We start from the raw sequence: 23,337 nt of genomic DNA on the forward strand, positions 1-23,337 counted from the left end.
CTCGCGCACGGCAAGACGATCAAAATCAAGGGCTTTCCGAAACATCACAAGGTGAAGCTGTTCCGGGTCGAGGTGTCCACACACCGCACGGACTGGGTCGTGACCAACGATATCACTCAGGACTCCTCTCAGGCGACACAAGATGCGTGTGGCCTGCGCTGGAAGATCGAGCAGTTTCACCGCGAGCTCAAGCAACTCACGGGCCTTCAGCGATGCCAGTGCCGCAAGGCGCGCATCCAGCGAAACCATATTGCCAGCGCCGTGCTGGTGTGGGTCCGTCTGGCCGACATCGCACGACAGACGAAGCGTACGCTCTACCAGGTCAAACACGAAATGCTCGATAATTTCCTCCGCCGTGAACTCAAAAATCCGTCGGTCCCAATGCGCTTTGCGTAAGTCCTAACTCTCCGTCATACATGACCTTTGACCGAAGCGGGTTGAGCACCCACGCGTACGCGCAAAAGCAGAGAATTTTCGGGACCGGCGGATTTTATACCGTTGGTGCGTTGAAAATGGGCGCGCTTTACACGGATGTCAACTACGATTATCTGGACGGGCAGCACCTGAATATGCAGAACTTCAGTGTAAGTGCCAACTATCGACTGCACCCGGATTTTTTGATCGGAGGGGCTTACGTGTACACGGTGGGTCGATATACGATCACAAGCAAAAAACCAAGCTGGAATGAGCTGAACCTTGTAGCGGACTATTTCCTGTCCAAGACCACGGATATCGCGCTCATGGTTTATCTGCAGCAGTCGGGCGGTGGCGCAAAAGCGGACATCCAAGGCTATTACGCGTCCTCGACGAACCGCCAGTTAGTCACAACTTTAGGTATGCGGCACCTGTTTTGATGCGGCTTAATATGTTCTGTTGACTTTTGCTCTGGCAAGGAGAGAGATGGACAAGCTTCTCGCAATGAGGACTTTGCTTGCTGTTGCCGATCACGGCGGGTTCACTGCTGCGGCCCATGAACTCGGGAAGACGTCATCCTCTGTGATGAGGATCATGGACGGACTCGAAGCGTCGCTGGGAACGTCTCTGCTGACACGCACTACGCGAAGCGTGACGTTAACGGATGCTGGAGTCACTTACGTTGAACAGGTTCGCCAGGTGCTTACCGACCTGTCGGGCGCGGACGACAGCGTAATAGACAGTGGCGTTGAGCCGATGGGCGCTCTCCGGGTCAGCATCTCTGCAACGTACAGCCGCCTGTTCATCGCGCCGCATATTGCGACTTTTTTGGGCGAACATCCACGCATCACTTTGGACCTGGTTGTGTCGGATAGTCATCTGGATCTTGTCGGTGAACGCTTCGATCTGGCTCTGAGAGTGGGCGTACCCACCACGGACGAGAGCTTGATCGTAAAGCGGCTGCGCCCGAGTGACAGATTTGTGGTCGCGAGTCCTGAGTATCTCGATAAAAAAGGATATCCGACTCAACCCTCGGATCTGATGTCTCATGAATGCATGCGGTTTTCGTACAAGCCGGGCAATCGACAGCGATGGGTCTTTCGCCAGGCAAGCGGGTCGGAGGCTGTTGATGTGAAGGGGCAGTTGATGACCAACAACCTCGATATGCTCGTCGGCGCAGCGGTGGGTGGACATGGGGTTGCGCTGTTGCCGCAATGGCTGGTTGGGAAGCTGGTAAGGGATGGAAAACTTGTAAGCCTGTTCAGCGACCTTCAAGTGACGCCGGAGGGTGGGGATGCCTTCGTGTACGCCACATTCTTGCCGAACCGGCGTTACTCGAAGAAGGTCCGGGCATTCATCGACTTTGCGGAACGCGCAATCGCAGCGGCAAGTTAGCATCCTTAAAAATTCGCGTGCAAATAGGGGGTATTTGTCCTCTTCGTGCTTGTATGGACCCGATGCCTTCCGCAAGCTTCTTGTTCGTGATGTCGAAACGGTCTGCATGCATGTATCCAGCTTGCAGTTGGATGATAGCCGAAGCACGCCCCGCAGCCTTGATGAGAGCCGCGCACCCCGTCCTTGCAAAATTGCGGCTTGCCCGAAAGCGCAACCGGCACAAAAAACAGGCTTCAGGATACTGGTTCAACCAATTTCGTCATCGCTTTTGAGAAGCTTCGCAAACAAATGCTGGTAGTACTCTTCATTAACCGTCCTCTGAGGCCTTATTCCGGAGGTGCAAGTATCGCTGGGTCACCCGCCTGAGGGCTTCGAAAGCCTACAAAGACGCGCGTCTGTGGGTGCAGCATTTTGTTGATTGGTGCAACCACGAGCATCGCCAAAGGGCAATCCGGTTCGTCGCACCAGCGCATCCGCACGCAGGGCAGGATACGGCGATCTTGGAGAAGCGTCGGCAGTTGTATCAACTTGCTGGACAACGTTATCCGGCGTGATGGTCCGGCAAACTACGCAACTGGGAACCGATCGGTTGTGTCTGGCTTAACCCAAAAGCAGACCACGAAACGCACCAGCTCCGTGATGTCTTAGAGGCTGCATAACGCACGTTCCAACTACCTTGACGGTCACCGAGGGCAGGTTGTGAAGAAGTTTAGCAAGTTCGGCGGGATGGATGCTCATAAGGCGTCGATAGCGGTTTGTGTAGCCGATACGAACGGAGGTGAAATTCGATATGTTGGGGGGATTTCCAGCACGCCGGATGCGATCGAAAAGCTGGTTCGGCAGTTGATAAAAGGAGACGCGTCTCTCTCGTTTTGCTATGAGGCAGGCCCATGCGGATACGGAATCCATCGGCAGCTCAGTGATCTCGGTTGGGAATGCCAGGGTGTCGCACCGTCTCTGTTCACACTTGTCGTTCGCTTGTATGAGGGCGAACTTCCGTCTGGTAAGGTCAGACTTTTCTTCGGCGCTCTCAATGGACCTGCCAGCTTCCGTTCGAACAAAGCCTTAATGCCGAAGAGAACAATTTGCATCATATCTTCAGCAACTTCGCTGCATTGCCGCCGCGAATCAGGTTTGCTTGCTTGGGAGGCAGGGCGAGACGGTCCAGAAAAGTGACGGGCTGCTCGTAGCCCATATCGAAGCAGTAGTCGCTGCCAAGGACCAGCCTGTCGATGCCTACGTTCTGGATCAAGAAGTCCAGTACGGGTCCGGAATGCGACACCGTATCGTAGTGGAAGCGGCGCAGGTAGCTGCTCGGTTTCTGCGCCAGCCGCCGCGTTTCTGGGCGCACTGCCCAGCCCGCGTCGATACGACCCATCAGGATCGGCAATGCGCCTCCAGCGTGCGGCAAAGTTATGTCCAGTTGCGGGTGCCGGTCCAACACGCCACCAAGTATCAGATGCGAACCGGCGATTGCGGTGTCAAACGGATTTCCCAGCAGGTTGCTCAGGTAGAAGTCGCTCAGCCGCGCGCCGCCGACCGTCTGCTGCGGATGCAGGAACACTGGCAGACCACGCTGTTCGATTCGCGCGAAAACCGGCTCGAACAGCGGGTCGTCGAGATCCCGATTGTTGATGTTTGTCCCCATGTAGACGCCTTGCACGCCCGGCAACTCGGACGCGCGCTCGAGTTCGTCGATGGCGTCGTGCGGGTTCAGCATCGGCAGAGTCGCCAGCACGACAAAGCGGTCTGGATACTGCAGGTGCACGGCCGACGCCGCCGCGTTCCAGGTCTTCGGGAGCTTCGCGTTGAAGGCCCGGTCGGCCCAATAGGCCATCGGTACGCTCAACGACAAGGCCTGTATGTCGACACCGGACGCGTCCATGTCTGCGAGCCGTTCGTCGATGTTGATGAATTTGAGCGGCAGTGGTCCAAGACCTCCTGCAGGCGTCAGGAAGCTGAAGCTGCTGGCGTCGCAGGTAAATTTGCCGCCGAACCTCTCACCTTCGCTGCCCACGAGTTCGCAATAGCTCTCAGGATAATAATGTGCGTGGATATCAATCGATCGGCCTTTGACCGTGACGCGAACGGTTCCCGCGGCCGGGTTTGTGGTGACCGCGGCCGCCACGCTGGAAGCAACGCCGGCGAGCGCCGCCATCGTTCCGAGCAAACGACGGCGCTTCGGTGAAATACAGCAACTGCAATTCATGAATTCATGAGTTAGTCTCCGTTTTAAGTTTTTAGGTGTCTGCGTCAGCCGTGCTTGACCATGCCGAGCTCGCAGTCGACTAGCTGGTTGCCGTACATCGCGCGTTCGCGGGCAGCGCGGTCAGAGGTATCGGTGATCGAAAAGAACACCACGCCGGCGAAAGCGACGATCATCGAAAACAGCGCGGGGTATTCATACGGATAAATCGCATGCGAGTGACCGAGCACCTGGACCCAGACGGTCGGGCTGAGAATGGTCAACGTGACTGCTGAAATGAGGCCCAGCGAGCCGCCAACTACCGCACCGCGCGTGGTCAGCCCGCGCCAGTAGATCGATAGGAGCAGGACCGGGAAATTCGAACTAGCCGCAATCGAAAACGTGAGGCTCACAATGAACGCGATGTTCTGCTTTTCGAAAGCGATGCCCAGCAGGATCGCAAGCACGCCGAGCACGAGCGTGGTGATCCGCGACACGTGCATTTCTTCGCGGTCCGTGGCTGCGCCGCGGCGAATCACTTTTGCGTACAAGTCATGAGAAACCGCTGAGGAACCCGCGAGTGTCAAACCCGCGACGACCGCGAGAATGGTCGAGAAGGCGACTGCGCAGATGAAGCCAAGAAACACGTTGCCGCCCACCGCGTGCGCCAGATGAATAGCCACCATGTTCACGCCGCCGATCACTGCGCCCGAGGCCGTGTGATAGTGCGGATCGGTTGCCACCAGCGCGATCGTGCCGAAGCCAATGATGATGATCAGTGCATACCCGATGCCGACAATTCCTGTTGCATAGAGGATGCTCTTGCGGGCGGCTTTTGCGTCGCTTACCGTGAAAAAGCGCATTAGGATGTGCGGCAATCCGGCCGTGCCGAATATCAGCGCGAGACCGAGCGAGACGGCGGAAACCGGATCCGACACAAGACCGCCCGGGCTCATGATGGCGGCGTGCTTTGGATGTGCGAGGATCGCCTGCGAGAACAGTGTGTTCATGCTGAAGCCATAGCGGCTCAGCACCATGAACGCCATGAAGGCCGCGCCCGCCAGCAACAATGCTGCCTTGATGATCTGGATCCACGTGGTGGCGAGCATGCCGCCGAAGAACACATATACCACCATCAACACACCGACCATCACTACCGCCGCCGTGTAGTTGAAGCCGAACAGCAATTCCACGAGCTTGCCGGCGCCCACCATTTGCGAGACGAGATACAGCAGGACGATCACGATCGAGCTGGACGCGGCAAAGGCGCGAATAGGTCCCTGTTGCAGTCGATACGAAACGACATCAGCGAGCGTGTATCGGCCGAGGTTGCGCAACGGTTCGGCGATGAGAAAAAGAATGATCGGCCAGCTCGCGAGGAAGCCTATCGAATAGATCAGGCCGTCGTAGCCGCTTGTGAAGACCAGCGCGGAAATGCCTAGCAGGGACGCGGCGGACATGTAGTCGCCAGCGATCGCCCAGCCATTCTGGAAGGCGGTGATCTTGCCGCCTGCCGCGTAATGGTCCGACACGCTATGGTTCTTTTTCGCGGCCCAGCGCGTGATGAACAGCGTCGACGCGACGAACAGCAGGAACATTCCAATCGCAATCGGGTTGTGCGAGCGCGTCGCAGATGCCGCGGTTTCGGCGCCGGCAGCGGGTAGCGCGGTAAGGACACCCAAAACGCCAAATAATATCGCTTTGACGAGCGGGCTGCGCACAAGAGAGGAAGGTTTCATTGCCGCGCTCCTTGCCCGATTTCATTCACCGCGCGGTCATGGAAAGTGTTGGCTCGCGCCACGTAAATTGCGACGATCACGAACGTGAAGATGAACATGCCAAAGCCGACCGGAATCCCCCACGTCGCGGGATAGCCTTCCACGATCGGCCGACCGAGCAGCGCAGGCGCGAAAGCGAGCGTAAGGATGAAGGCGAAGTAAACGGTCAGCATCAGAATGGTGAGCATCCACGAAAAAGCGCGCCGCTTACGCACGAGCGCGCGGAAGCGCGGATCGTCGAGCAGCGGGTTCGCTGCGGGCAGCAGCGGGTCGGCGGCGGCGTACTGCGCGCTCATCGAATAGGTTGGGGGGTGATCCACTTCCGTCTCCTGTTGAAACGACTTCTGTTCGATGCTGCAACAGCGGGGGCGTGATCTACCTGTCCACCGCGAGTGCAATGTCCATCAAAAGCGCGCGGGTACCGCGGTCTCGCGCATCACGGCGTCGGGCGTGCGATAACGCTCTGCCATCTCACGGTCGGTATCGGTCTTCAATTGCGCTTGCATGTAGGCGCCGAGATGGCGCGCGTGCTGAACGATTGCAGCGCCCACCTGTGTGCGCTCGCGGCTGTATTCGGCCAGCGCGTCCTGCATGCCATTGTGAGTTTTCAACGCCTTCACGAGCGCCATGGCGTCGCCTGCAGCCTTGGTCACGCCCATGCCGCAATGAGGACGCGCGACGAACGCGGCGTCGCCGAGCAAGGCGACCCGGCCGAATGCCATCTGCGGCACCTCCAGATCGAAGATGGGCTGGAAGAGCGGTTGCTTCGCCTTGGTAACTATCTCGCCAAATTGCGGGGCGAGCAGCTTGAGCGCCGCATCTTCCATGTCGGCGAGCACGTCCTGACGGATCAGCGTCGGCGGAATGCCGCCCACCCAACGCTTGCCGGCGGCGTCGGTTAGCAAGTCCGGCAACTGAACGTCTTCGCTTGTCGCGCGATACCAGACGAAGTTGTAGCGGCGTTCGCCCGGGATCGTGCTGTTCCCCCGGCCGGCTACCGGATATCCGAGGATCTGCTCATGCGGCGGCAAGCAGAAGGCGAACTTCTCGAACAGCGCATCACGAGTTTCGCGCGACAGCGCGGCTTCATCGACGAGACCACGCCATGCCACATATCCGGCATATTGAAGCTTGACGTCGGGCAAGAAGCGTTCGCGGATCGACGATTTGAAACCGTCGGCCGCGATCACGAGGTGGGCGTGCAGCGCGGAGCCGTCGTCGAGCGTGATCATCGCCTGGTCGGGGCCGTCCTGCACCGAAGCAACCACGCCGCCGGCGTTGTAATGAACGTCGGGCAACGCGGTGCGCAGAACGTGGTACATCTTCCCCCAGGCGGTCAGCGTCTGTGGCAGATCGCGCTTGGAGAGGACGGTGCCGTCCCGCGCGAACGTGACCCGCGACTTCACTTTGACGCCGATGGAGTCGTCGTATCCTATCCCGGCCGCCCCAAGTGCATCGAACAATTCGGGGTGGGTGACGATACCAGCGCCGCGGCCGGCCAGTTCATCCGGAACACGTTCGAACACATCGACGTCCCAGCCGTTGCGAACTAGCAGGTTGGCGGCGAACAAGCCGCCCAGGGAACCGCCGACGATGATCGCCCGTGCGCGCGAAGAAGCATGGGTCATGATTTATTCTCCTGCGCTGGCGGACGCTTTCGCTGTATTCGGCTGCGCTTCGCTGAGGCGGTGGGCTTCTTCGGCGGGAAAATTCAACTCGATGGTCACGCCAGACGGATCTTCTATGAATACTTGATGCAGGCCGAGGCTCGGCACCGTGCGATCACGCCAGACGAGGCCTTCGGCCCTCAATGTCTGCCACATTGCTTCGACACCCGTGGCAAGAAATGCGATGTGATCGACCGTGCCGGTTCCACTCCCGGGCAGGACCTTGTCGCCGAGATACGCAGCAAGTCCGGCGGGGTTATCTGGATCCACGCCAATGAGATGAACCGTGCCGAAGTCGGCTTCATCGCCGCCTTTATAGAGCCACGCGCCCGGGAAGTCGAAGGGTGGACGGTAACCTTGCTTGAAACCGAGAACGCGCTCGTAGAAGCGGCAGGATTGCTCGAGATCGCTGGTGCGAATCGAGTAGTGGGCAAGTTTTGCGATTGGCATCGTGAATTCCGGCTATGCTATTTATCGATTCGATTAGTGATCGTTTGATAAATTGTAGGCGAATGCATGGATAGGAGAAAGCGGCGCATCGCAGGTGTTTACCCTACAATAAGCGATAGGCGAGCGGGGCGCGATGGGTGAAAAAGCCAATGGCGGGCGTGATTGCCTGCCTTGCTACAGGACTATGTCAGGCCTGGCGCCGGCTTTCGCGCGGGCGGTTCTTTCGACGCGTGCTTGAGCGCAGCGGGTACGCCGTTGAGGAATGCATCGATCTGGCGAGCTATATGGTCTTCGATGTTGTCGGTCACTGGCAGCCCATAGATCCACTTTCGCACGCCGAGGTAAAAGATGCTCGCGTGCAGGCTCCAGATCAGTTCCAGGTCGATCTCGCGCTGTTTTGCGCCCGTGGGCGCCGGCAGGTCGTAGGCCGAGCGTATTTCCGCCATGACCGGCAAGAACACCCGTTCACGCAGCCGCGCCAGATATTTAGAGTTGATGCCTTCGCGTGTCAGACCGGCGAAGATGAAGATGCGGATCCATTCGCGCCGTAAGATCACCGTGGAATACGCCGAGTAGAACTTGACCATGCGTTCCTGGATCGGAATGGCGCGGTCCTTGATCAGGCTTTCCCAGTGCATGTCCCATTGATAGACCTCTTCATACACGCGGTCGATCAAAGCCTCCTTGCTGGGGAAGTAGCGGTACAGAAGCGGCTGCGTCACACCGAGCTGACGTGCGAGTTCGCGGGTGCTGCCGGAAAATCCATGCGTGGCGAAGTGGTCGACGGCCTTCAGTACAATCTGCCGTTCCCGCACTTCGGGAGCGAGGCGGCGCGTCACGGTCTTCTCACTGTCGTCTACCTTACTCGCAGCGGCTGTATCGACCGTCAGTACTTTTCTCGGCATGGCTTGTCGTGTACCCAGTATGTTGGGACGCATCATACAAACATTAACCTGGTCTGGCTAGGCAAGGGTGCGCCTTCAACAGCTGGGTCGGGACGTTCAAAACAGGCGCTGGCAGACCTTTCGCGATGCACTAATCGTGAATTGCAAGGCGAGATCAGCGTGTTAAGTGGCGCGCCCTACGGTGACGGCTACGAACGCAAGAGCGAAGAGCAGGCAGCGGGTTAAGCGTGATCGACGCCGAGGCGCAGGTGGTCCGCCGGATCTGCGAGTTATACACGGTGACGGGGCTGAGCATCGGCGCCATAACGCGCCAGTTGAACGAGTGAATGAGTTGACGGTACCCACCAAGAAGGTTGCAACTCGCTGGGAGCGCTCCACGCGAAAAATAGGCTGGATCATCCCGCCACAAGCGAACGCAGAGTTTGTGGTCGCCATGGAAAACGTGCTCGATATCTACCACCACCGCTACGACGCAGCGCGCCCCGTGGTGTGTGTGGACGAAACGCCCCAGTAGTTGATAGCCAGACTCGCGAACCGATCAAGGTGGAACCGGGGCGTCTTGCGCGTGAGGACTAAGAGTACGAGCGCTGCGGCGTGTGCAATGTCTTCATAGCATCGGAACCGAGAGCCGGGCGGCGTTTTACCAAAGTCACCGAATCAAGCACTAAAGTACAATAGGCTCGCTTCGTACAGGACATTGCCAACGCCTATTCGGATGCACAACGAATCACCCTCGTGATGGACAACTTGAACACCCACACGGCCGCCGCCCTTTACGAAACCTTCCCGTCGTCTCAGGCCAAAGATGACGAGACCTATCAACCAGTTGACCGCTTCATCAACGGCAATTATCCTGCCGTGCAGGCATCAATTCAACCGAACTTGCCAAGATCACCGCCAGTGCATTCAATGTTCGCACTTTTCCCTGTCGAGGCCGGTAGATACGATCCCCACGCTTGACCGGTTGCCCGCTAAGCGCGCACTGACCGGCTACGGTCGCGTTTCCCCGTATCCACATCTGTTCGCCGTAGTGGCAGCGGCCAGCGTTCCGCCAGAGAATCCAGGCAGTCTTCGGAGTGGGGCGTTCGAGGACGCGAACGAACGCTTGGGCAAGTTCATCGCTATCGACGAAACGACGTCGCGGCGTAGCGGACCGATGGCTGCTTGCGGCGGCCAGCAATGATTGAGCGATGCGCATCCAACGCGCATCGTCCGCTGTATTCCGTAACAAACTGGAGCATGTGGAATTCGCTGAGGGTTTCTCTAACATTGAACACTCCTGTTATGTCAAGGGCTTGGTTATATGATAGAGATCGCCAGCTAAAAATGCCTTGGTGGTCGGCTTAATTGTCCTGAATGCCATTGATCGTCCATTTCATAAGGCGCAATCAAATTTGAAGTGCAACAGCCTACGTGCTATCCGGCAATTTAAAGGTATTGATCTGGGGCATGAGGAGGCACCGGATGCGACCACGCTGCTGAAGTCTCGCCGGATGCTGGAAGCGCACAAGCTGACTGCGGTGCTACTGGAGGAAATCAACGCGCACCTGTGCGAGCGCGGGCTGATGATGCGCGAGGCAACGATGGTGGATGCCACCTTGATCGACGCGCCGACCTCGACAAAAGAATCGGGACAAGGCGTGCGACCCTGAGATGCGTCAAACGAAGCGTAGTCAGTGGTACCGCGGGATGAAGGCCTACTTGGGCGTTGACGCTGAGTCGGGCCCGGTGCACAGCACGCACTACACGGCGGCCAACGAGTCTGATGTGGCACACACTCACGAGGTGCTGCATGGTCAAGAGGATCAATTGTTTCTCGATGCGGGTTACACGGGGTGCACGAGCACGAAGAGAAAGTGAAGGCGCAAGCCGACGGTGCCATCAAGACAAAGGTGCAGTGGTCGGTGGCAATGAAGCGTGCCAAGCTCAAGGGCATGGCCGAAGGGCCGCTGAAGCAGTTGACGCAGGCCTTGGAAAAGGTCAAAGCGCAAATTCGGGCGCGGGTTGAACATCCGTTTCATGTGGTGAAGAAGCTGTTCAACCACAAGAAGGCTCGCTATCGGGGTCTGGCTAAAAACGGTGCGCAGTACGATACCTTGTTTGCGCTGGGCAACTAGGTGATTACAAAAAAAGCGTTGGTGCAATCAATGGAGAACTCCGGCTGCGAGGCGGCATAGAGCGCCAAAACGGTGGCGAAAGCCCCGCAAACGTGAAAATTATCAGTGGCGGGCAAATCTGGTATCTCTATGCAACAGGGGGCTTAATGCCAGAGAACTGGTCTATTCAATATCGTGTTGTCGATACTTAACATGATCGCGTAGATCACGCCATCCCCCGCCGATTCCAGCGATCACGAAGCCTTTGGGCGAAGCCAAGACCATGTGAATGGTCAGCGCAGAAGACGGTTGGATAGCGCGTAACCAACGCCTTGAAATCAGGAACGACGCCAATCAACACCCGCTGCAATGCATCGTCCGCTAATCCCACTCCCCAAAGAGTCCGCTGCACCACGGTCACCCCGCCTTGCAGGGCAATTAGCTCAATCACGGTCCTGAGGGGACTTGCTTGCACCATAGTTGGGCCATAGCACCGCGCAATGATAAAGAGCACTTGCGCTTCTGCTGCCTTCTTCATCGAGGAGATAGGGGGGCGGGCAAAGAGTCTATGAAAAAACGGCTGAATGGTAGGCGACCAGACGCTCAGGGTCCGTCGGCGCGCGGCAACGGCTTCAACCAGTCTTAGGTTGGCCGAGGCGACATCCGCTGCACTGAATGACTGAGTAGACTGATGCATTCTTCCCCCCCTGTTGGAGCGTATCTAAAATGCTGGTATTTTGGCATTCGAACCACACCGCATATATTAATACGGTAAGCTAATGAATGACGAGTTAAACGTTAATACAGTAACTAGTGTAGGGTATTTTCTCTTATGTGAGAGTCATTTTCCATGCCTCCTTGTCTGCGGTTCGATGGCGCGAAACGTCGCCGTCAAGCGACATTCTGAAAGTGGGCCAGTATCTCCTGGCCGCGTTGCGAACAGCGCTCAGCCAGCCCGAGCATCAACCCATCAACCGGCTGATGCTCGGCGCCGCGGAGGTACGCATTCGAAATGCATGCCGGACATGTGTCGCCGAATTAAGCCGCTGCCACGTAGCGACGGAAGGTTCTGGGCGCGTTGCGGGATGTCAAGACTTCACTCGTTTCTTACGCGCAGTCCAGGGAGTACAAGGAGAGGCTTCCTGCTGATCGGGACGCCATGAATATCGAGATGCAGCTCTTTCGGCTGTGTCTCGATGAGTTCCTCCCTGTGGTTGACGCTAAACACTCTCTGTGTGCAACTGATGATGAATTGGCGCAAAGCAACCATGACATAGCACTTTCGCTCATTGCTTTCTACAATGCGCAGCTCGCGGCTGGCTGGCCGGAGATACGCCTTATATATCCAAGGCGCACGGTGTTCATATTGGGGCCAGCCTCCACTACGTCCATCGCCCAGGTCGACGTCGTCGTCGCCTCAAGTAACAGAAGCGATGTTTCCAAAGAGCTTCGAGCGCTGTTAATGCAAGACGGCTAACCTCAACCACTGAGGCAAGTGGGCGGAGGAGTTAGCCACCCCAATCATCGACGAGATTTTTAGGAGTTGATTACGCCGCTCCGGTACGCCCCTACTGCGTTCACTGCGCCGCCGCATTTGACGAGCGCTGCCGTGAAAATCAACTCGCACCGTGAGACAGCATGCATGTCCCGTGCCACCACAGCGACACCGCTCACATCCATCTTCCAGGTCTTGCAGCGACACGAGTTGCACCCGACACCTTGGATCGTGCGCTGCGAGACTTTAGCGATGTAAGAATTCTGCTCTCGGCGTAGGCGTCCCTGCAACATGCGCATACTGGAACGTGGGCATCGCTTTGATCGCGTCTCGCGTGGCACCGGCAAGTGTCAGCTTGCCTTTCACGAAGTCGAGTTGGTCAATCGGAATTGCAACGTCATGCTGTGCAACGCCGGCAAACTGGTGCGCAGCGACGATGGCAAACGAAGCTGATCTATCGGGCGCAATAATGATGTCATGTACTACACCAATCTGTTCGCCGTCGTCGTTGACTACCGGTTTGCCAAGAAACCCCTTCTTTACACTCCAGCCCCGTACAATAAGCTCGGTCTCACTCACACTGATACCTAACGGCTGTGAGCCGGCAACCTGAGCGCTCGCCCGAATGCAGGCGACACCTAGTGTGGACGTCAATAGGAGGGTCATCACAAGTTTTGATTTCGTCATCTTCGTTCTTCCGGGTTGGTAAAAAATAGAAGCCTCAAGATCATAAATTTGAGCCGATCCCGTTTGGGATCCCGTCGCGCATCCCGCCCGCGACAAGCAGCGCAGCCGTAGGCACGCAGTTCGTCCCTAGGACCTGCGCCGCAGCAGACGGGTTTTCGCCGCGTCCTTCAAACCTGACCGATCGTGTCACTTAGATGCTGGCCGTTGGTCGAGCTGCCAGATGATTTGCTTGAGCACATCGGAGCGCCTTGACCGATGGCCGTGAACGGTTCGTCAGACAAACAACGCAAGCTCCAGAAAGTTGCTCACCCTCGTACATGGACGAGGGCGGGCCCTCACCCAGCCGGATTAAATTAACGCTGTCCCTTGATTAATAGAAAGAAATTAAGTTAGTTATCCTTGATTAACCTCGTTTCGAGAACGGAAAACATGCGATTTTCGTGGATGTTCTCTCGGGGACATCGGATGATCGGCAGCTTGTCAGCCTCCGATCGTCACACAACGGGGCCGCTCGGATGCTCGAAACTAGACGTTGGAACCTCGGCACTCGTAGTATCGATCATCAAGACAACGAGCACTGAGGCCCCCGAAACGGCGCCTTAGCACGCGTTTGCCATTCGGCCGGTAGCGGGAACATCAAAAGCTTTCAAAATCACCGCGCTCATCGTACAGGCAGGATTGGAGTATCGCTGTTCAAGGCAGTAATTTTTGCCGCTCAAAACTTCCTGAATTCTCTTCACTGTCACCCCCCTGAAAGGAATCGACAACGCTTGCAAGCCAAAGGAGTACGGCACCGAGATCGGCGAGCTACCAACCTTTACGGTCAGCCCGACCGCACCACTGAACCCCACGCAGGTGGACGTCGGAACAGCCGACGCGCTGCGCTGGTTAGAACATAGACGAGCCCTGCGCTGCGTGCGGCCAGCAGGCGCACTCAAACGTGCAAACGAGTTGTCGTCGCGCAAGCTTTCAACCGGGACAGCAAGCGCGTTGTGCCAATCACAGAAATCTTCGACAAGAGATGCATCAAAAAAACTGAGACCAAGTCTATCGATGGTGTTTCTCGGAGTCCTTGTTGAAGTCCTTAATCTTTCTTAAAAAATAACGGCGTGATAGGCCGCGGTGCGGAACGGCGCGACAGCCGCCTCAGAATATTTAACACTCTCTGCAGGACTTGGCGAGGTTCATACATGGGTAACACGCGCGGCGCCGGATAAGGTGACGATGGTCGATAGTGGCGACCCATTTTTCTCAGTCGTGTATGGTGCTTACATGAATCGATCTGATAGCGCGGCAGCGAAGCTGCCTGAACCTGAGCGGTCAGGACTTGGCGGTTCGGGCGTTGGCGGGATCCCGGACGATCAGCGCACTGGCCGCTCAACACGGCGTGAGCCGCAAGTTCGACTATGCGCAAACGGACAGGGCCCGCGCCGCGCTGGAAGACGCGTTCGCATCTGCGGTGCCGGAGGATGAAGTGCTGTCGAGTTGCCGGTCAGCAAGCGGTGGCTGCGCCAGGTGACACTCGCGCTGATGCTGATCTGCCGCAGCTCGTGTCGCGGCGAGGCGAAGATCATGCGCGACCTGCTGGGCGTGTCCACGAGTGTGGGCCAGGTGCACGACGTGCAGCAATGGGCCGCGCGGCAAGCGGGCGCGCTCAACCGAGCGCAGGACCTGCTGGCATTCGGATGGGCTTGCACGACAAGATCTTCCAGGGCTCGCGAACGGTGCTGGCCGGCGTCGATGCCGGGTCGACCTACTTTTATTTGCTGGCGGCCGAGGCCCGTCGCGACGGCGACACCTTGGGGGTGCACCTGCTCGACGCGGCGCGACAGGGACTGGGACCCGAGTACACGATTACCGACGCCGGCCAGGGCCTGCGCGCGGGGCAGAAGGCCGCCTGGGGTGACACGCCGTGCCATGGCGATGTGTTTCACATTCAGCAACAGTGCGAGACGCTCGCCAACACGCTGGGCAGCCTCGCCCGCGGCGCTCCGTAGCGGCGCGAGAAGCTGAAAGTCAAGATCAACAAGGCACTCGCGCGGGGGCGCGCCGGAGGCCTCGCGGCCGAACTGGGGCGGGCCAAGTGAAGCGCAGGCGCATCACTTGGCCCGCGACATCCGCCCGCTGACTGAATGGCTCCGTCATGACATCCTGTCGCTGGCAGGGCCGCCACTCGCCACGCACGAGGCGCTGTTCGATTTCATCGTCGAGCAACTGCGTGAGCGCATACCGCTGGATGCACGCCGCATCCGCCGGGTGCGCATTGCGCTGCAGAACCAGCGCGATGACCTGCTGGCGTTCGCCGGCGTGCTCGTTGCGAAACTCGCCACCATCGCTCAGGCCGCGAACGTACCCGGCGATCTCGTGCTCGCCGCGTGCTTTCTGCACTGCAATCTCACCGCCTCGCCGGCGCACTGACACGGATGGGGCCGCCTGCGATCCCAACTGGGGCCAGTTCCACTCCGTCTTCACCGCTGTGGCGCAGGTCATGGACCACATGCCGCGCAGCGGTTCGCTGGTGGAAAACCTTAACTCGCGGCTGCGCAACTACTTCACGATGCGGCGCCATCTGGATACCCATTATCTCGACCAGCTGTGCTTCTTCCTGAACCAACGACGCTTCATGCGCAGCCGCGGGGTCGAGCGTCAAGATAAGAGCCGTGTGAGTTGATGACGGGGAGGGACCACCCGCACTGGCTCATGATGTTGGAAGTCGGAGCGCTTCAACCGCAGCAGGGCTGAGCCCCGGAGGTCAATACCCAATACCTCCAATTAAATCGGATTGCTATCATTCCGCCGCTCTACGGGCGATCCGGATCAGCTCGTCCGCGTTACCCAGAATCGGCGATTTTCGAACCACGCCGCAAACGTGAGTTATGAGTGCGCGGGGTCTTCGGTGTCAAGGTCGCAACGATAGCGGCGGACAGGGCCAGCGGAGCCGGCTTCACTCGGGTTGCGATTCGACTTCCACACGCTACTACTGGGCTCGTAGCCTTTATACCCGTAACCGGATTCTCGCCATTGATCAAGCACCTCGTCTATATCAGTTGCCCCGGCACTCAACATAGCCGTACTAACTCGATAAGCGTCGGATTCATCAGGCAAGACGACACAAAGCAGCGTTCCGCCCCGACGGATACCTTCATTGAAATGTTCGACCTCGTTTGGCCTTTCTTCTCGACCGAACACGCGTGAGAAAAAGCGTTCCAGTCGGTCCGTTTCAAGCGATCCGGCAAGCTTATCCTGTGTCTTGCGATCAGAGCGATGTCCGGTGGGACCTGTGTGGATCTCAATACCTGCTGGTTTGACGCCTATTGCGAGAAGGGCCGACTTTGCGTCGACAGCTAGCGAAAGGGTATCGAAGAGGCTAACAAGGATTTGTGACATGCGGGCTCCGCTTGCTTAGCATGTGCGAGTTCGCCGCGAAGGCGACTATTTTTCGGAAAACCTGCATCACGTGGGGCTCTATAGGAGCCTTAAAAGCAGATTACTCCCCACGCTACTCTTGAGCAACCGGAGTTTCACGGCGCGCCATCAGCTGGCCATCCGCCACCCAGCGCCTAGTGTAGAGCGACGAGCGCAAGTGCGGTGCCGCGGTCGCCTTGCGCGAGCTTGTCATCGCCAGCGTATAGATAGCGTTCGTCGTCAGCAGGAGGTATATCGTGGACTACAGCGCCATCGTCGTTCGGTCGACAAGAGCGAATGGAATGTTGTTCTGAACGTCGCGCCGTTAACAGCAGCGCTTCGCATGGTGCAGGCTATCCTACTAAAATTCTCATTCAAGCGCGGCGGCCAGCTTTTTCGGCTTCCGGGCGATGTTGGGGCCTACCGACGTCATGCTTGCTTGAGTACCTGTTCTTTAGCATCCTGGATTTGTGAAGGACCAGGGGCCGGCAACTGCGCGAGGAAGTCACGTAACGTTCTGTCACCCTTTCGATGTTTAGGAATTGTTTTCAGCTACTCGAAAAATCCATCAACGCACCTCCTTTTTCACTGCAGCACACGCGGTGTGCGACCTCGATGCAAGCTGCGGGGATTAATTCGGTGAAACGTTGGCGGGCGTGCGCGAAGGCCGCGCGGGATATCGAATTGCGTTCGCTGTCGGTACCCCGGGCGACCGGCACCGGATTTCACACGCTAAAGCGTCTACTGTGTCGCATAGAGATTTTTCAATCGCTGGATGACGTCGATGTTGAGCAGTTGCAAGCCGCGCTGACCTGCCACGAATTCGAACCGGGCGACACCCTCTACGCGTCCGCCGACGCAAAGGGCGGCAACGCGCTGCACATAATGGCGAGTGGTGTGGCCAGGGTCATGCTCCCGCGTAACGGCTAGGAGGTAGAACTGCGCCGCATGGCGCCGGGTGATTCGATCGGGCAATCCAGGATTCTTGCTGGGCTGACATTCGGGGTCACGGTCAAGGCCGCCACGCGCGTGGTGGTCTTCCGTCTCACCAAGGAGGCAATGAGCGGGGTGCTCGAGCGCCATCCTGACGTTGCGCGCAAGATATTGGGGTTGCCCACCGAGCAGCGTGCATCGGAAGCGACGCTGCCCGCCGATCCGGTCCCCGATGACCACGCAAGCGGCGGCGTGATCGAATGGCTGCGCGAGGGCGTGCATCGACTGCACAACCTCGCGCATTAGCGACGCCGGTCTTCAGATCGTTTAAGGAGGCGCAAAGGACTTTTAGCGCGCGGGACCGTACGCTAGAAATGTGGCGATCACGGTGGATATCGCCCATTTCCATTTACGCCCCTCCTTAATTAAAAAGGTAGAACACATGCCAATCCTTACCACTTCCGACGGTACCGAGCTGTACTACAAGGACTGGGGCGCCGGTCGGCCGATCATCCTGATTCATGGATGGCCGCTCAACGCCGACATGTGGGAATACCAGATGCACTATCTGGCATCGAACGGTTACCGGGTCATCGCGTATGACCGCCGCGGCTTTGGCCGCTCGAGCCAGCCCTGGAGGGGATATGACTACGACACGTTCGCGGATGACCTGAACGAACTCATCGAAGCGCTCGAGCTGCGTGATGTCATGCTCGCCGGCTTCTCCATGGGTGGCGGCGAAGTGGCGCGATACATCGGCCGGTATGGATCGAAGCGCATCGCGAAAGCGGCGCTGGTCAGCGCGGTCACCCCGCTGATGATCCGACGCGACGACCATCCCGAAGGCATGGCGTCGGAAATTTTCGATGGCATTCGCGCCGGCGTGCTGAACGATCGCCCCGATTTCCTCGACAAGTTCGGTCCGCTCTTTACCGGCAGCGATCAGGAAGGCTCCGCCATCACCCAGCCGATGCTCGACTGGACGCTCGCCATGGGACTTCAGGCAAGCATCAAGGCAACGCTTGATAGCGTCGGCGCGTTTTCGGAAACGGACTTTCGTCCGGACCTCACGCGGTTCGATATCCCCACGCTCGTCATTCACGGCAGCGGCGATGCGGTCGTGAGCTTCGATGTCACCGGCAAGGCCGCGGCGGCACTGATTCCTGGCGCGCAGTTCCTGGTCTATGTGGGAGCGCCGCACGCGCTTTATGTCACGCATAAGGATCGCCTGAACGAAGACCTGTTGGCGTTCGCCAAGTCTTAACTCCTGTCCGTCTGCACATAAAACATCGGGATCGTTTTTGAGGAGGCAAAAGATGAGCAAGGTCGTTGCGGGGATCGCAGTGCCCGACAGTGCGATGGCACACACGGCGACCAAGCTAGTCGATGCACCGCGTCAATCCGAAGTGCCGCCGGGTCAATTACTGCGGCCCCATTCTTGGGTCCGACTAGCCGGATTAGCGGCGATAAGGGTATTGACATTACCCGGCGGCCGCAGTCGCGGCCGCTTCAACACTAAAGGCACGATCATGTCTTTCCTAACTTCGTTGGGGGATGGTTTCGCCGTCGGCCTGTTGTACTGGTTGTTGAAGGTTCAGTCGCCCGCACCGCCGCTCATCGCGCTGGCAGGTCTGCTTGGCATGGTGCTGGGCGAACATGCGATTCCCCCGGTGCGGGCCCAGTCCGTGACGTCGACATCGGCCGCGCATGGGCCCTCCCACGTCAAACTCGCTGTCGCTAAAGCCGACACCGCCGGCCAAAAAGAGACGCGATGACGTCTCCCCAAGAAGACACCTTGCTTGCCCTGATTGCGGGCTTCGTGGATACGCTTGGCTTCGTTGCTTTATTTGGACTTTTTACTGCGCATGTCACCGGCAACTTAGTGCTGATCGGCGCGGATCTGGCGGGTTATGGTACCGGCGTGTTGGTCAAGTTGCTTGCGCAATGCCTTCATCCTCGGCATTGCGCTAAGCAGCCTGGTGGTCAAGAGCGTGCATCGCCGGCGCGGTGTGCGGGCGGCTCGCATGCTGTATTTGTTGCAGACGGTTCTGCTCGCAGTATTCCTCGCGGCGGGACTGCAGGCCGTGCGGACCACTACTGTCGACTCGCCGTGGGTGCTGGCTACAGGCGCGCTCGGCGCGACCGCGATGGGAGTGCAGAACGCGCATGCCCGACTCGTCAAACGGGCGGGAATCTCGACCACCGTGATGACCGGAAACGTTATGCAGGCCGTGCTCGATGGCATCGACCTGAGGTTCGGCGGCAGCTACGAACCTGCAGAAAAGCGCGTTGTCCGCGAACGCTTCATGGCGAGGTTGCCCGCGTTGCTCGGCTTTGCGATCGGTGCAACTGGCGGCGCGCTCTCCCATGCGCGCGTGTCGCTATGGGCCCTCCTGTTGCCGCTCGCGCTGCTGCTTTTTATGGCCTGGCGCGCGGGCAGGCCATCAATGACAACCACACCTTGACGTGAATCCGGGACCGGCAACATATCCAATTGTTTAATTTTATGTTCAGGAAATGCAATGTCAAACCGATTACTTTCTCGAAGACCAGGAGTGCGAGCGGCTAGACGGCACTGGTGGAATTCCCGGGTGGCTATATCGCAGAAATTCATGACTATGACCAATAAGGAGGCCGCCACGAAAGCGACCCGCCACACGCGACTGAAAGCACTGCGCATATGGGCGATGAGTGCCGGCTTTGTCATCGCGGCGCCGGTCTCGGCCGCCGACACCGCCACGGGCAGCGCCGCGAACACAAATGCCACGCCGCCAACTCCCACGACGGCATCGTGCGCGCGTCCTGCCATTCTCTTCAATCGATGGCAGGAAGACTGGGGCGTTCTCGCGAACCCGTGCGTGCCTTCGGCGCCGCTTGACTCGCTCAAATATATCCCGCTCTTTGGCAATCCGGAAGCGTATATCTCGCTGGGAGCGGTGTGGCGCGAACGCCTCGAGATCAACGACGCGCCGCTGTTCGGCACCGGCACGGGGCGCGACGACACCTATTTGCTGCAGCGCCTCGAAGTCCACGCCGATGTCCGCCTCGGCCCGCACGTGCAGTTCTTCACGCAGTTTGAAGACGCGCGTCCGTTCGGCAAAGACAGCGTCACGCCCGTTGATAAAAACCCACTCGACCTGCGCCAGGCATTCGTCGCGGTGACCGAGCCGTTGGGTCCGGGACAGATCAAGGTGCGCGTGGGCCGTCAGGAAATGGCCTTCGACTTGCAGCGCTTCATCTCGGTTCGCGACGGCCCGAACGTGCGCCAGGCGTTCGACGCCATTTGGGCCGATTACGAGACCGGACCGTGGCGCTGGATCGCCTATGCGAGCCAGCCGGTGCAGTATCGCGACGTCGATTCCTTCGACGACATCTCGAACCGTCACCTGACCTTCAGCGGCGTGCGCGTGGAGCGTCAGGGCGTTGGTCCCGGCGATCTCTCAGCGTACTACTCGCGCTATAACCGCAGCAACGCGCGCTTCCTCGATGCCACCGGCGATGAACATCGCGATGTCTTCGACACCCGCTACGCCGGCAACGTGAAGCCGTTCGATTGGGACGTCGAGGGCATGTACCAGTCAGGACACGTGGGCAGCAAGACCATTGGCGCGTGGGCGGTCGGTTCGCTGGCCGGCTACACCTTGTCTACTCTCCCGTGGACGCCCCGCATCGGCATGCAGGTTGATGCCGCTTCCGGCGACAGTCACCCGGGCGACGGCCGCATCTCGACCTTCAATCCGCTGTTTCCCAATGGCTATTACTTCGCGCTCGCGGGTTACACGGGCTACACCAACCTGATACACGTCAAACCGTCCATCACGCTAAAACCCAGCAAGAAGCTGACCTTGCTGGCCGCGGTCGGCCTCCAGTGGCGCGAGACGACCGCCGACGCGGTTTATGCGCAAGGCTCGGCCGTTGTGCCGAACACGGCGGGGCACGGCGGCAGCTGGACCGGTTTCTACACGCAGGTGCGTGCCGACTGGCAGGGCGCCGCCAACCTCGCCACGGCCATCGAGGCCGTGCATTTTCAGGTAGGCGATGCCATTCGCGCAGCCGGCGGACGAAACGCCGACTATGTGGGAGTAGAAATGAAATTCGGCTGGTAACGGATGCTACCGGTTTTCTTAGTCCTAGATAAGTCAAGGTGGTGCCACTATGAGTCACGTCATTTCGTCCGATTCGACGCTGTATGCGCCGCTTCCTTCGCAACTCGAGTTCCCCTATTCATCGCTAGAGCACCGACAGCACCAGATTTTCCCGACGCTCTCCACACGCGAGATTGACAGTCTCCGCCGCTTCGCCACGCCTAAGTCGTTCAAGGCTGGCGAAATGATATTCGAGACTGGTCAAGTCGCGCTGGGCCTGTTCGTGCTGGTTCGCGGCCGCGTGCAGATCTATGTGCCCGACGCGCTCGGCAAGGCCACGGTCGTGACTGAGCACGAGGACGGCCACTTCATGGCCGAGATGGCGCAGTTATCCGGCAAGCCCGCGCTGATCAACGGCCGCGCGCTGACCGATGTCGAGACACTCGTGATGGCGCCTGACAAGCTGCGCGCGCTGATCGTCGCCGATGCCGAACTGGGCGAGCGCATCATGCGGGCGCTGATTCTGCGACGGCTGGGGCTGATCGAGCAGGGCCTCGGTCCGATCATCGTGGGGAACGGCAGCGAGCGTCGGGTGGTCGAGCTGCAAGGCTTCTTGAGGCGCAACGCGTATCCGGCAACCGTCATCGACGCTTGCACGGACTTGGAAGCTATGGCGTTGGTCCAGAGTCTCGGTGCCGGTCCCGCTGATTTCCCGCTCGTCTTCTGTCCTGATGGTTCGGTGCTGCGCGCGCCCGATGAAGCGCAGCTCGCGTCCTGCCTCGGATTGGTGCCGGCGTTCGAGGCGTCGCATGTCTACGATATTGCGATAGTCGGCGCCGGGCCGGCCGGTCTGGCCGCCGCAGTCTATGCGGCGACCGAAGGCTTGTCGGTGTCGGTGTTCGACCAACGAGCGCCGGGTGGGCAGGCGGGCGCGAGTTCGCGCATTGAAAATTATCTCGGCTTTCCGACCGGCATTTCCGGTCAGGCTCTGGCCGCGCGCGCGTTCCAGCAAGCGCTCAAGTTTGGCGTGCACCTCGCGATCCCCGGTAAAGTCGACGCCGTTCTTCCCGCGGATAACGCCTTCACGTTGTCCCTCGCTGATGGCCAGCACATCACGGCGCGCACCGTCGTGGTCGCGAGCGGCGCAGCGTACCGCAAGCCCCTGATCCAGGACTTCGAACGCTATGAAGGTCACGGCGTGTATTACTGGGCCTCTCAGATCGAGGGCAAGCTCGTGGCCGGGCAGGACATCGTGCTGGTCGGCGGCGGGAATTCGGCGGGACAGGCGATCGTGTTTCTCGCGAATTTTGCGCGCCGCGTGCGGGTCCTGATCCGCGGCGGCAGTCTCGAGTCGAGCATGTCGCGTTATCTGATCGATCGCATTCGTGCACTCGACAACGTCGAGATCGGCACCGAGTGTCAACTTCACGCGCTTGTCGGCGACGAGACAGGCTTGACCGAAGTCCTCATCCGTCGCGGCGAGTGCAAGGACGACGAGCATTTCGCGACGCGTCATCTGTTCCTGTTCATCGGCGCCGATCCAAAGACCGACTGGCTCGGAGGCAGCGGGGTGAAGCTCGACGAGCGGGGGTTTGTCGTGACGGGCGGGGCGAGCGATCTGCCTGGCACGACCAGGCAGTGGGGCGAGGGCGAATTCGCGTTGCGCACCAGCGTCCCCGGGGTCTTCGCGATCGGCGATGTGCGCTCGGGTTCGGCCAAACGCGTGGCCTCCGCCGTGGGCGACGGCGCAGCCGTGGTCAGCCAGATTCATGATTACCTCAGTCGGCGCGCCGTGTACGAAGCTGCGCGCAACAGCTTGCCGCAGCCTTAAGGACCTATTTC

The 23,337-nt window shown here is 59.0% G+C and carries 23 protein-coding genes and 3 pseudogenes; 16 read left to right on the forward strand and 10 right to left on the reverse strand.

The window, feature by feature from the left end:
- The 3 genes from BSU04_RS26035 to BSU04_RS26045 form a co-directional block, all read left to right on the forward strand.
- Positions 1-396 (forward strand): transposase (locus tag BSU04_RS26035; protein WP_144021357.1); only part of this gene is annotated, 396 nt, incomplete at its 5' end.
- 41 nt (positions 397-437) lie between these two features.
- Complete coding sequence (locus tag BSU04_RS26040; RefSeq protein ID WP_179258451.1) at positions 438-854, forward strand: porin; 417 nt, start codon at positions 438-440, stop codon at positions 852-854.
- A gap of 46 nt (positions 855-900) precedes the next feature.
- Positions 901-1,809, forward strand: a complete 909-nt coding sequence (locus tag BSU04_RS26045; protein WP_089163275.1) for a LysR family transcriptional regulator — start codon at positions 901-903, stop codon at positions 1,807-1,809.
- A gap of 1,090 nt (positions 1,810-2,899) precedes the next feature.
- Here the strand turns inward: BSU04_RS26045 and BSU04_RS26050 are convergent.
- From BSU04_RS26050 to BSU04_RS26075, 6 genes are all read right to left on the reverse strand, one after another.
- Positions 2,900-3,979, reverse strand: coding sequence for an amidohydrolase family protein (locus BSU04_RS26050; protein WP_373452868.1), 1,080 nt, complete (start codon positions 3,977-3,979; stop codon positions 2,900-2,902).
- A gap of 83 nt (positions 3,980-4,062) precedes the next feature.
- Positions 4,063-5,733, reverse strand: a complete 1,671-nt coding sequence (gene actP / locus BSU04_RS26055) for a cation/acetate symporter ActP (protein WP_089163277.1) — start codon at positions 5,731-5,733, stop codon at positions 4,063-4,065.
- Positions 5,730-6,092 (reverse strand): DUF485 domain-containing protein, encoded by a 363-nt coding sequence (locus tag BSU04_RS26060; RefSeq protein ID WP_373452869.1) that lies wholly within the window; start codon positions 6,090-6,092, stop codon positions 5,730-5,732. Before BSU04_RS26060 ends, actP begins: the two co-directional genes overlap by 4 nt.
- 84 nt (positions 6,093-6,176) lie before the next feature.
- The gene (locus BSU04_RS26065) at positions 6,177-7,400 is read right to left on the reverse strand and encodes an FAD binding domain-containing protein (protein ID WP_089163279.1); all 1,224 of its coding nucleotides are present in this window, start codon (positions 7,398-7,400) and stop codon (positions 6,177-6,179) included.
- Between the two features lie 3 nt (positions 7,401-7,403).
- Entirely contained in the window at positions 7,404-7,889 is a 486-nt protein-coding gene (locus tag BSU04_RS26070) for a VOC family protein (protein WP_089163280.1), read from the reverse strand.
- 182 nt (positions 7,890-8,071) lie between these two features.
- Positions 8,072-8,794, reverse strand: a complete 723-nt coding sequence (locus tag BSU04_RS26075) for a TetR/AcrR family transcriptional regulator (protein WP_089163281.1) — start codon at positions 8,792-8,794, stop codon at positions 8,072-8,074.
- Between the two features lie 379 nt (positions 8,795-9,173).
- On the opposite strand from BSU04_RS26075, the pseudogene BSU04_RS47990 reads away from it, so the two are divergent.
- Positions 9,174-9,598: pseudogene (locus tag BSU04_RS47990) on the forward strand (transposase); the annotation flags it as partial.
- Positions 9,599-9,632: 34 nt separating this feature from the next.
- On the opposite strand, the gene BSU04_RS48920 reads toward BSU04_RS47990, so the two are convergent.
- Positions 9,633-10,064 (reverse strand): DUF3331 domain-containing protein, encoded by a 432-nt coding sequence (locus tag BSU04_RS48920; protein WP_089163283.1) that lies wholly within the window; start codon positions 10,062-10,064, stop codon positions 9,633-9,635.
- A 145-nt stretch (positions 10,065-10,209) separates the two neighbouring features.
- Between BSU04_RS48920 and BSU04_RS26090 the strand changes: the two are divergent.
- Positions 10,210-10,911: pseudogene (locus tag BSU04_RS26090) on the forward strand (IS5 family transposase); the annotation flags it as partial.
- A gap of 205 nt (positions 10,912-11,116) precedes the next feature.
- Here BSU04_RS26090 and BSU04_RS26095 read toward each other — a convergent pair.
- On the reverse strand, positions 11,117-11,587 hold the full coding sequence (locus BSU04_RS26095; RefSeq protein WP_089163284.1) for a hypothetical protein: 471 nt from the start codon (positions 11,585-11,587) through the stop codon (positions 11,117-11,119).
- Between the two features lie 462 nt (positions 11,588-12,049).
- Here BSU04_RS26095 and BSU04_RS26100 point away from each other — a divergent pair, with 462 nt between their 5' ends.
- A complete protein-coding gene (locus BSU04_RS26100; RefSeq protein ID WP_144021359.1) occupies positions 12,050-12,367 on the forward strand; it encodes a hypothetical protein in 318 nt (105 codons plus the stop codon).
- A gap of 264 nt (positions 12,368-12,631) precedes the next feature.
- Here BSU04_RS26100 and BSU04_RS26105 read toward each other — a convergent pair whose 3' ends face one another.
- Complete coding sequence (locus BSU04_RS26105) at positions 12,632-13,072, reverse strand: PRC-barrel domain-containing protein (RefSeq protein ID WP_089163286.1); 441 nt, start codon at positions 13,070-13,072, stop codon at positions 12,632-12,634.
- Between the two features lie 1,691 nt (positions 13,073-14,763).
- Here BSU04_RS26105 and BSU04_RS26115 point away from each other — a divergent pair.
- The 3 genes from BSU04_RS26115 to BSU04_RS26125 all read left to right on the forward strand — a co-directional run bounded on the left by BSU04_RS26115 (position 14,764) and on the right by BSU04_RS26125 (position 15,743).
- Positions 14,764-15,069 (forward strand): hypothetical protein, encoded by a 306-nt coding sequence (locus BSU04_RS26115; protein ID WP_144021360.1) that lies wholly within the window; start codon positions 14,764-14,766, stop codon positions 15,067-15,069.
- Between the two features lie 106 nt (positions 15,070-15,175).
- Positions 15,176-15,490, forward strand: coding sequence for a hypothetical protein (locus BSU04_RS26120; RefSeq protein WP_089163289.1), 315 nt, complete (start codon positions 15,176-15,178; stop codon positions 15,488-15,490).
- A gap of 70 nt (positions 15,491-15,560) precedes the next feature.
- A complete protein-coding gene (locus tag BSU04_RS26125; RefSeq protein ID WP_089163290.1) occupies positions 15,561-15,743 on the forward strand; it encodes a hypothetical protein in 183 nt (60 codons plus the stop codon).
- Between the two features lie 203 nt (positions 15,744-15,946).
- Here the strand turns inward: BSU04_RS26125 and BSU04_RS45710 are convergent, their stop codons facing one another.
- Positions 15,947-16,459 (reverse strand): hypothetical protein, encoded by a 513-nt coding sequence (locus BSU04_RS45710; RefSeq protein ID WP_144021361.1) that lies wholly within the window; start codon positions 16,457-16,459, stop codon positions 15,947-15,949.
- 657 nt (positions 16,460-17,116) lie between these two features.
- Between BSU04_RS45710 and BSU04_RS26135 the strand changes: the two genes are divergently transcribed.
- The 7 genes and pseudogenes from BSU04_RS26135 to BSU04_RS26165 all read left to right on the forward strand — a co-directional run bounded on the left by BSU04_RS26135 (position 17,117) and on the right by BSU04_RS26165 (position 23,326).
- On the forward strand, positions 17,117-17,407 hold the full coding sequence (locus tag BSU04_RS26135) for a hypothetical protein (RefSeq protein WP_144021362.1): 291 nt from the start codon (positions 17,117-17,119) through the stop codon (positions 17,405-17,407).
- An 18-nt stretch (positions 17,408-17,425) separates the two neighbouring features.
- On the forward strand, positions 17,426-17,716 hold the full coding sequence (locus BSU04_RS26140) for a hypothetical protein (RefSeq protein ID WP_089163293.1): 291 nt from the start codon (positions 17,426-17,428) through the stop codon (positions 17,714-17,716).
- A gap of 136 nt (positions 17,717-17,852) precedes the next feature.
- On the forward strand, positions 17,853-18,674 hold the full coding sequence (locus BSU04_RS26145; protein ID WP_089163294.1) for an alpha/beta fold hydrolase: 822 nt from the start codon (positions 17,853-17,855) through the stop codon (positions 18,672-18,674).
- Positions 18,675-18,726: 52 nt separating this feature from the next.
- Positions 18,727-19,185, forward strand: coding sequence for a DUF1427 family protein (locus BSU04_RS48925; protein ID WP_373452870.1), 459 nt, complete (start codon positions 18,727-18,729; stop codon positions 19,183-19,185).
- A pseudogene (locus BSU04_RS26155) lies at positions 19,182-19,875 on the forward strand (YoaK family protein). The gene BSU04_RS48925 and the pseudogene BSU04_RS26155 overlap by 4 nt, the downstream one beginning before the upstream one ends.
- Positions 19,876-20,097: 222 nt before the next feature.
- A complete protein-coding gene (locus BSU04_RS26160) occupies positions 20,098-21,516 on the forward strand; it encodes an alginate export family protein (protein ID WP_256983303.1) in 1,419 nt (472 codons plus the stop codon).
- Between the two features lie 49 nt (positions 21,517-21,565).
- On the forward strand, positions 21,566-23,326 hold the full coding sequence (locus BSU04_RS26165) for an FAD-dependent oxidoreductase (protein ID WP_089163295.1): 1,761 nt from the start codon (positions 21,566-21,568) through the stop codon (positions 23,324-23,326).
- Positions 23,327-23,337 lie beyond the last annotated feature (11 nt).

It is taken from the genome of Caballeronia sordidicola (assembly GCF_002220365.1).
Taxonomy (GTDB): Bacteria; Pseudomonadota; Gammaproteobacteria; order Burkholderiales; family Burkholderiaceae; genus Caballeronia; species Caballeronia sordidicola_C.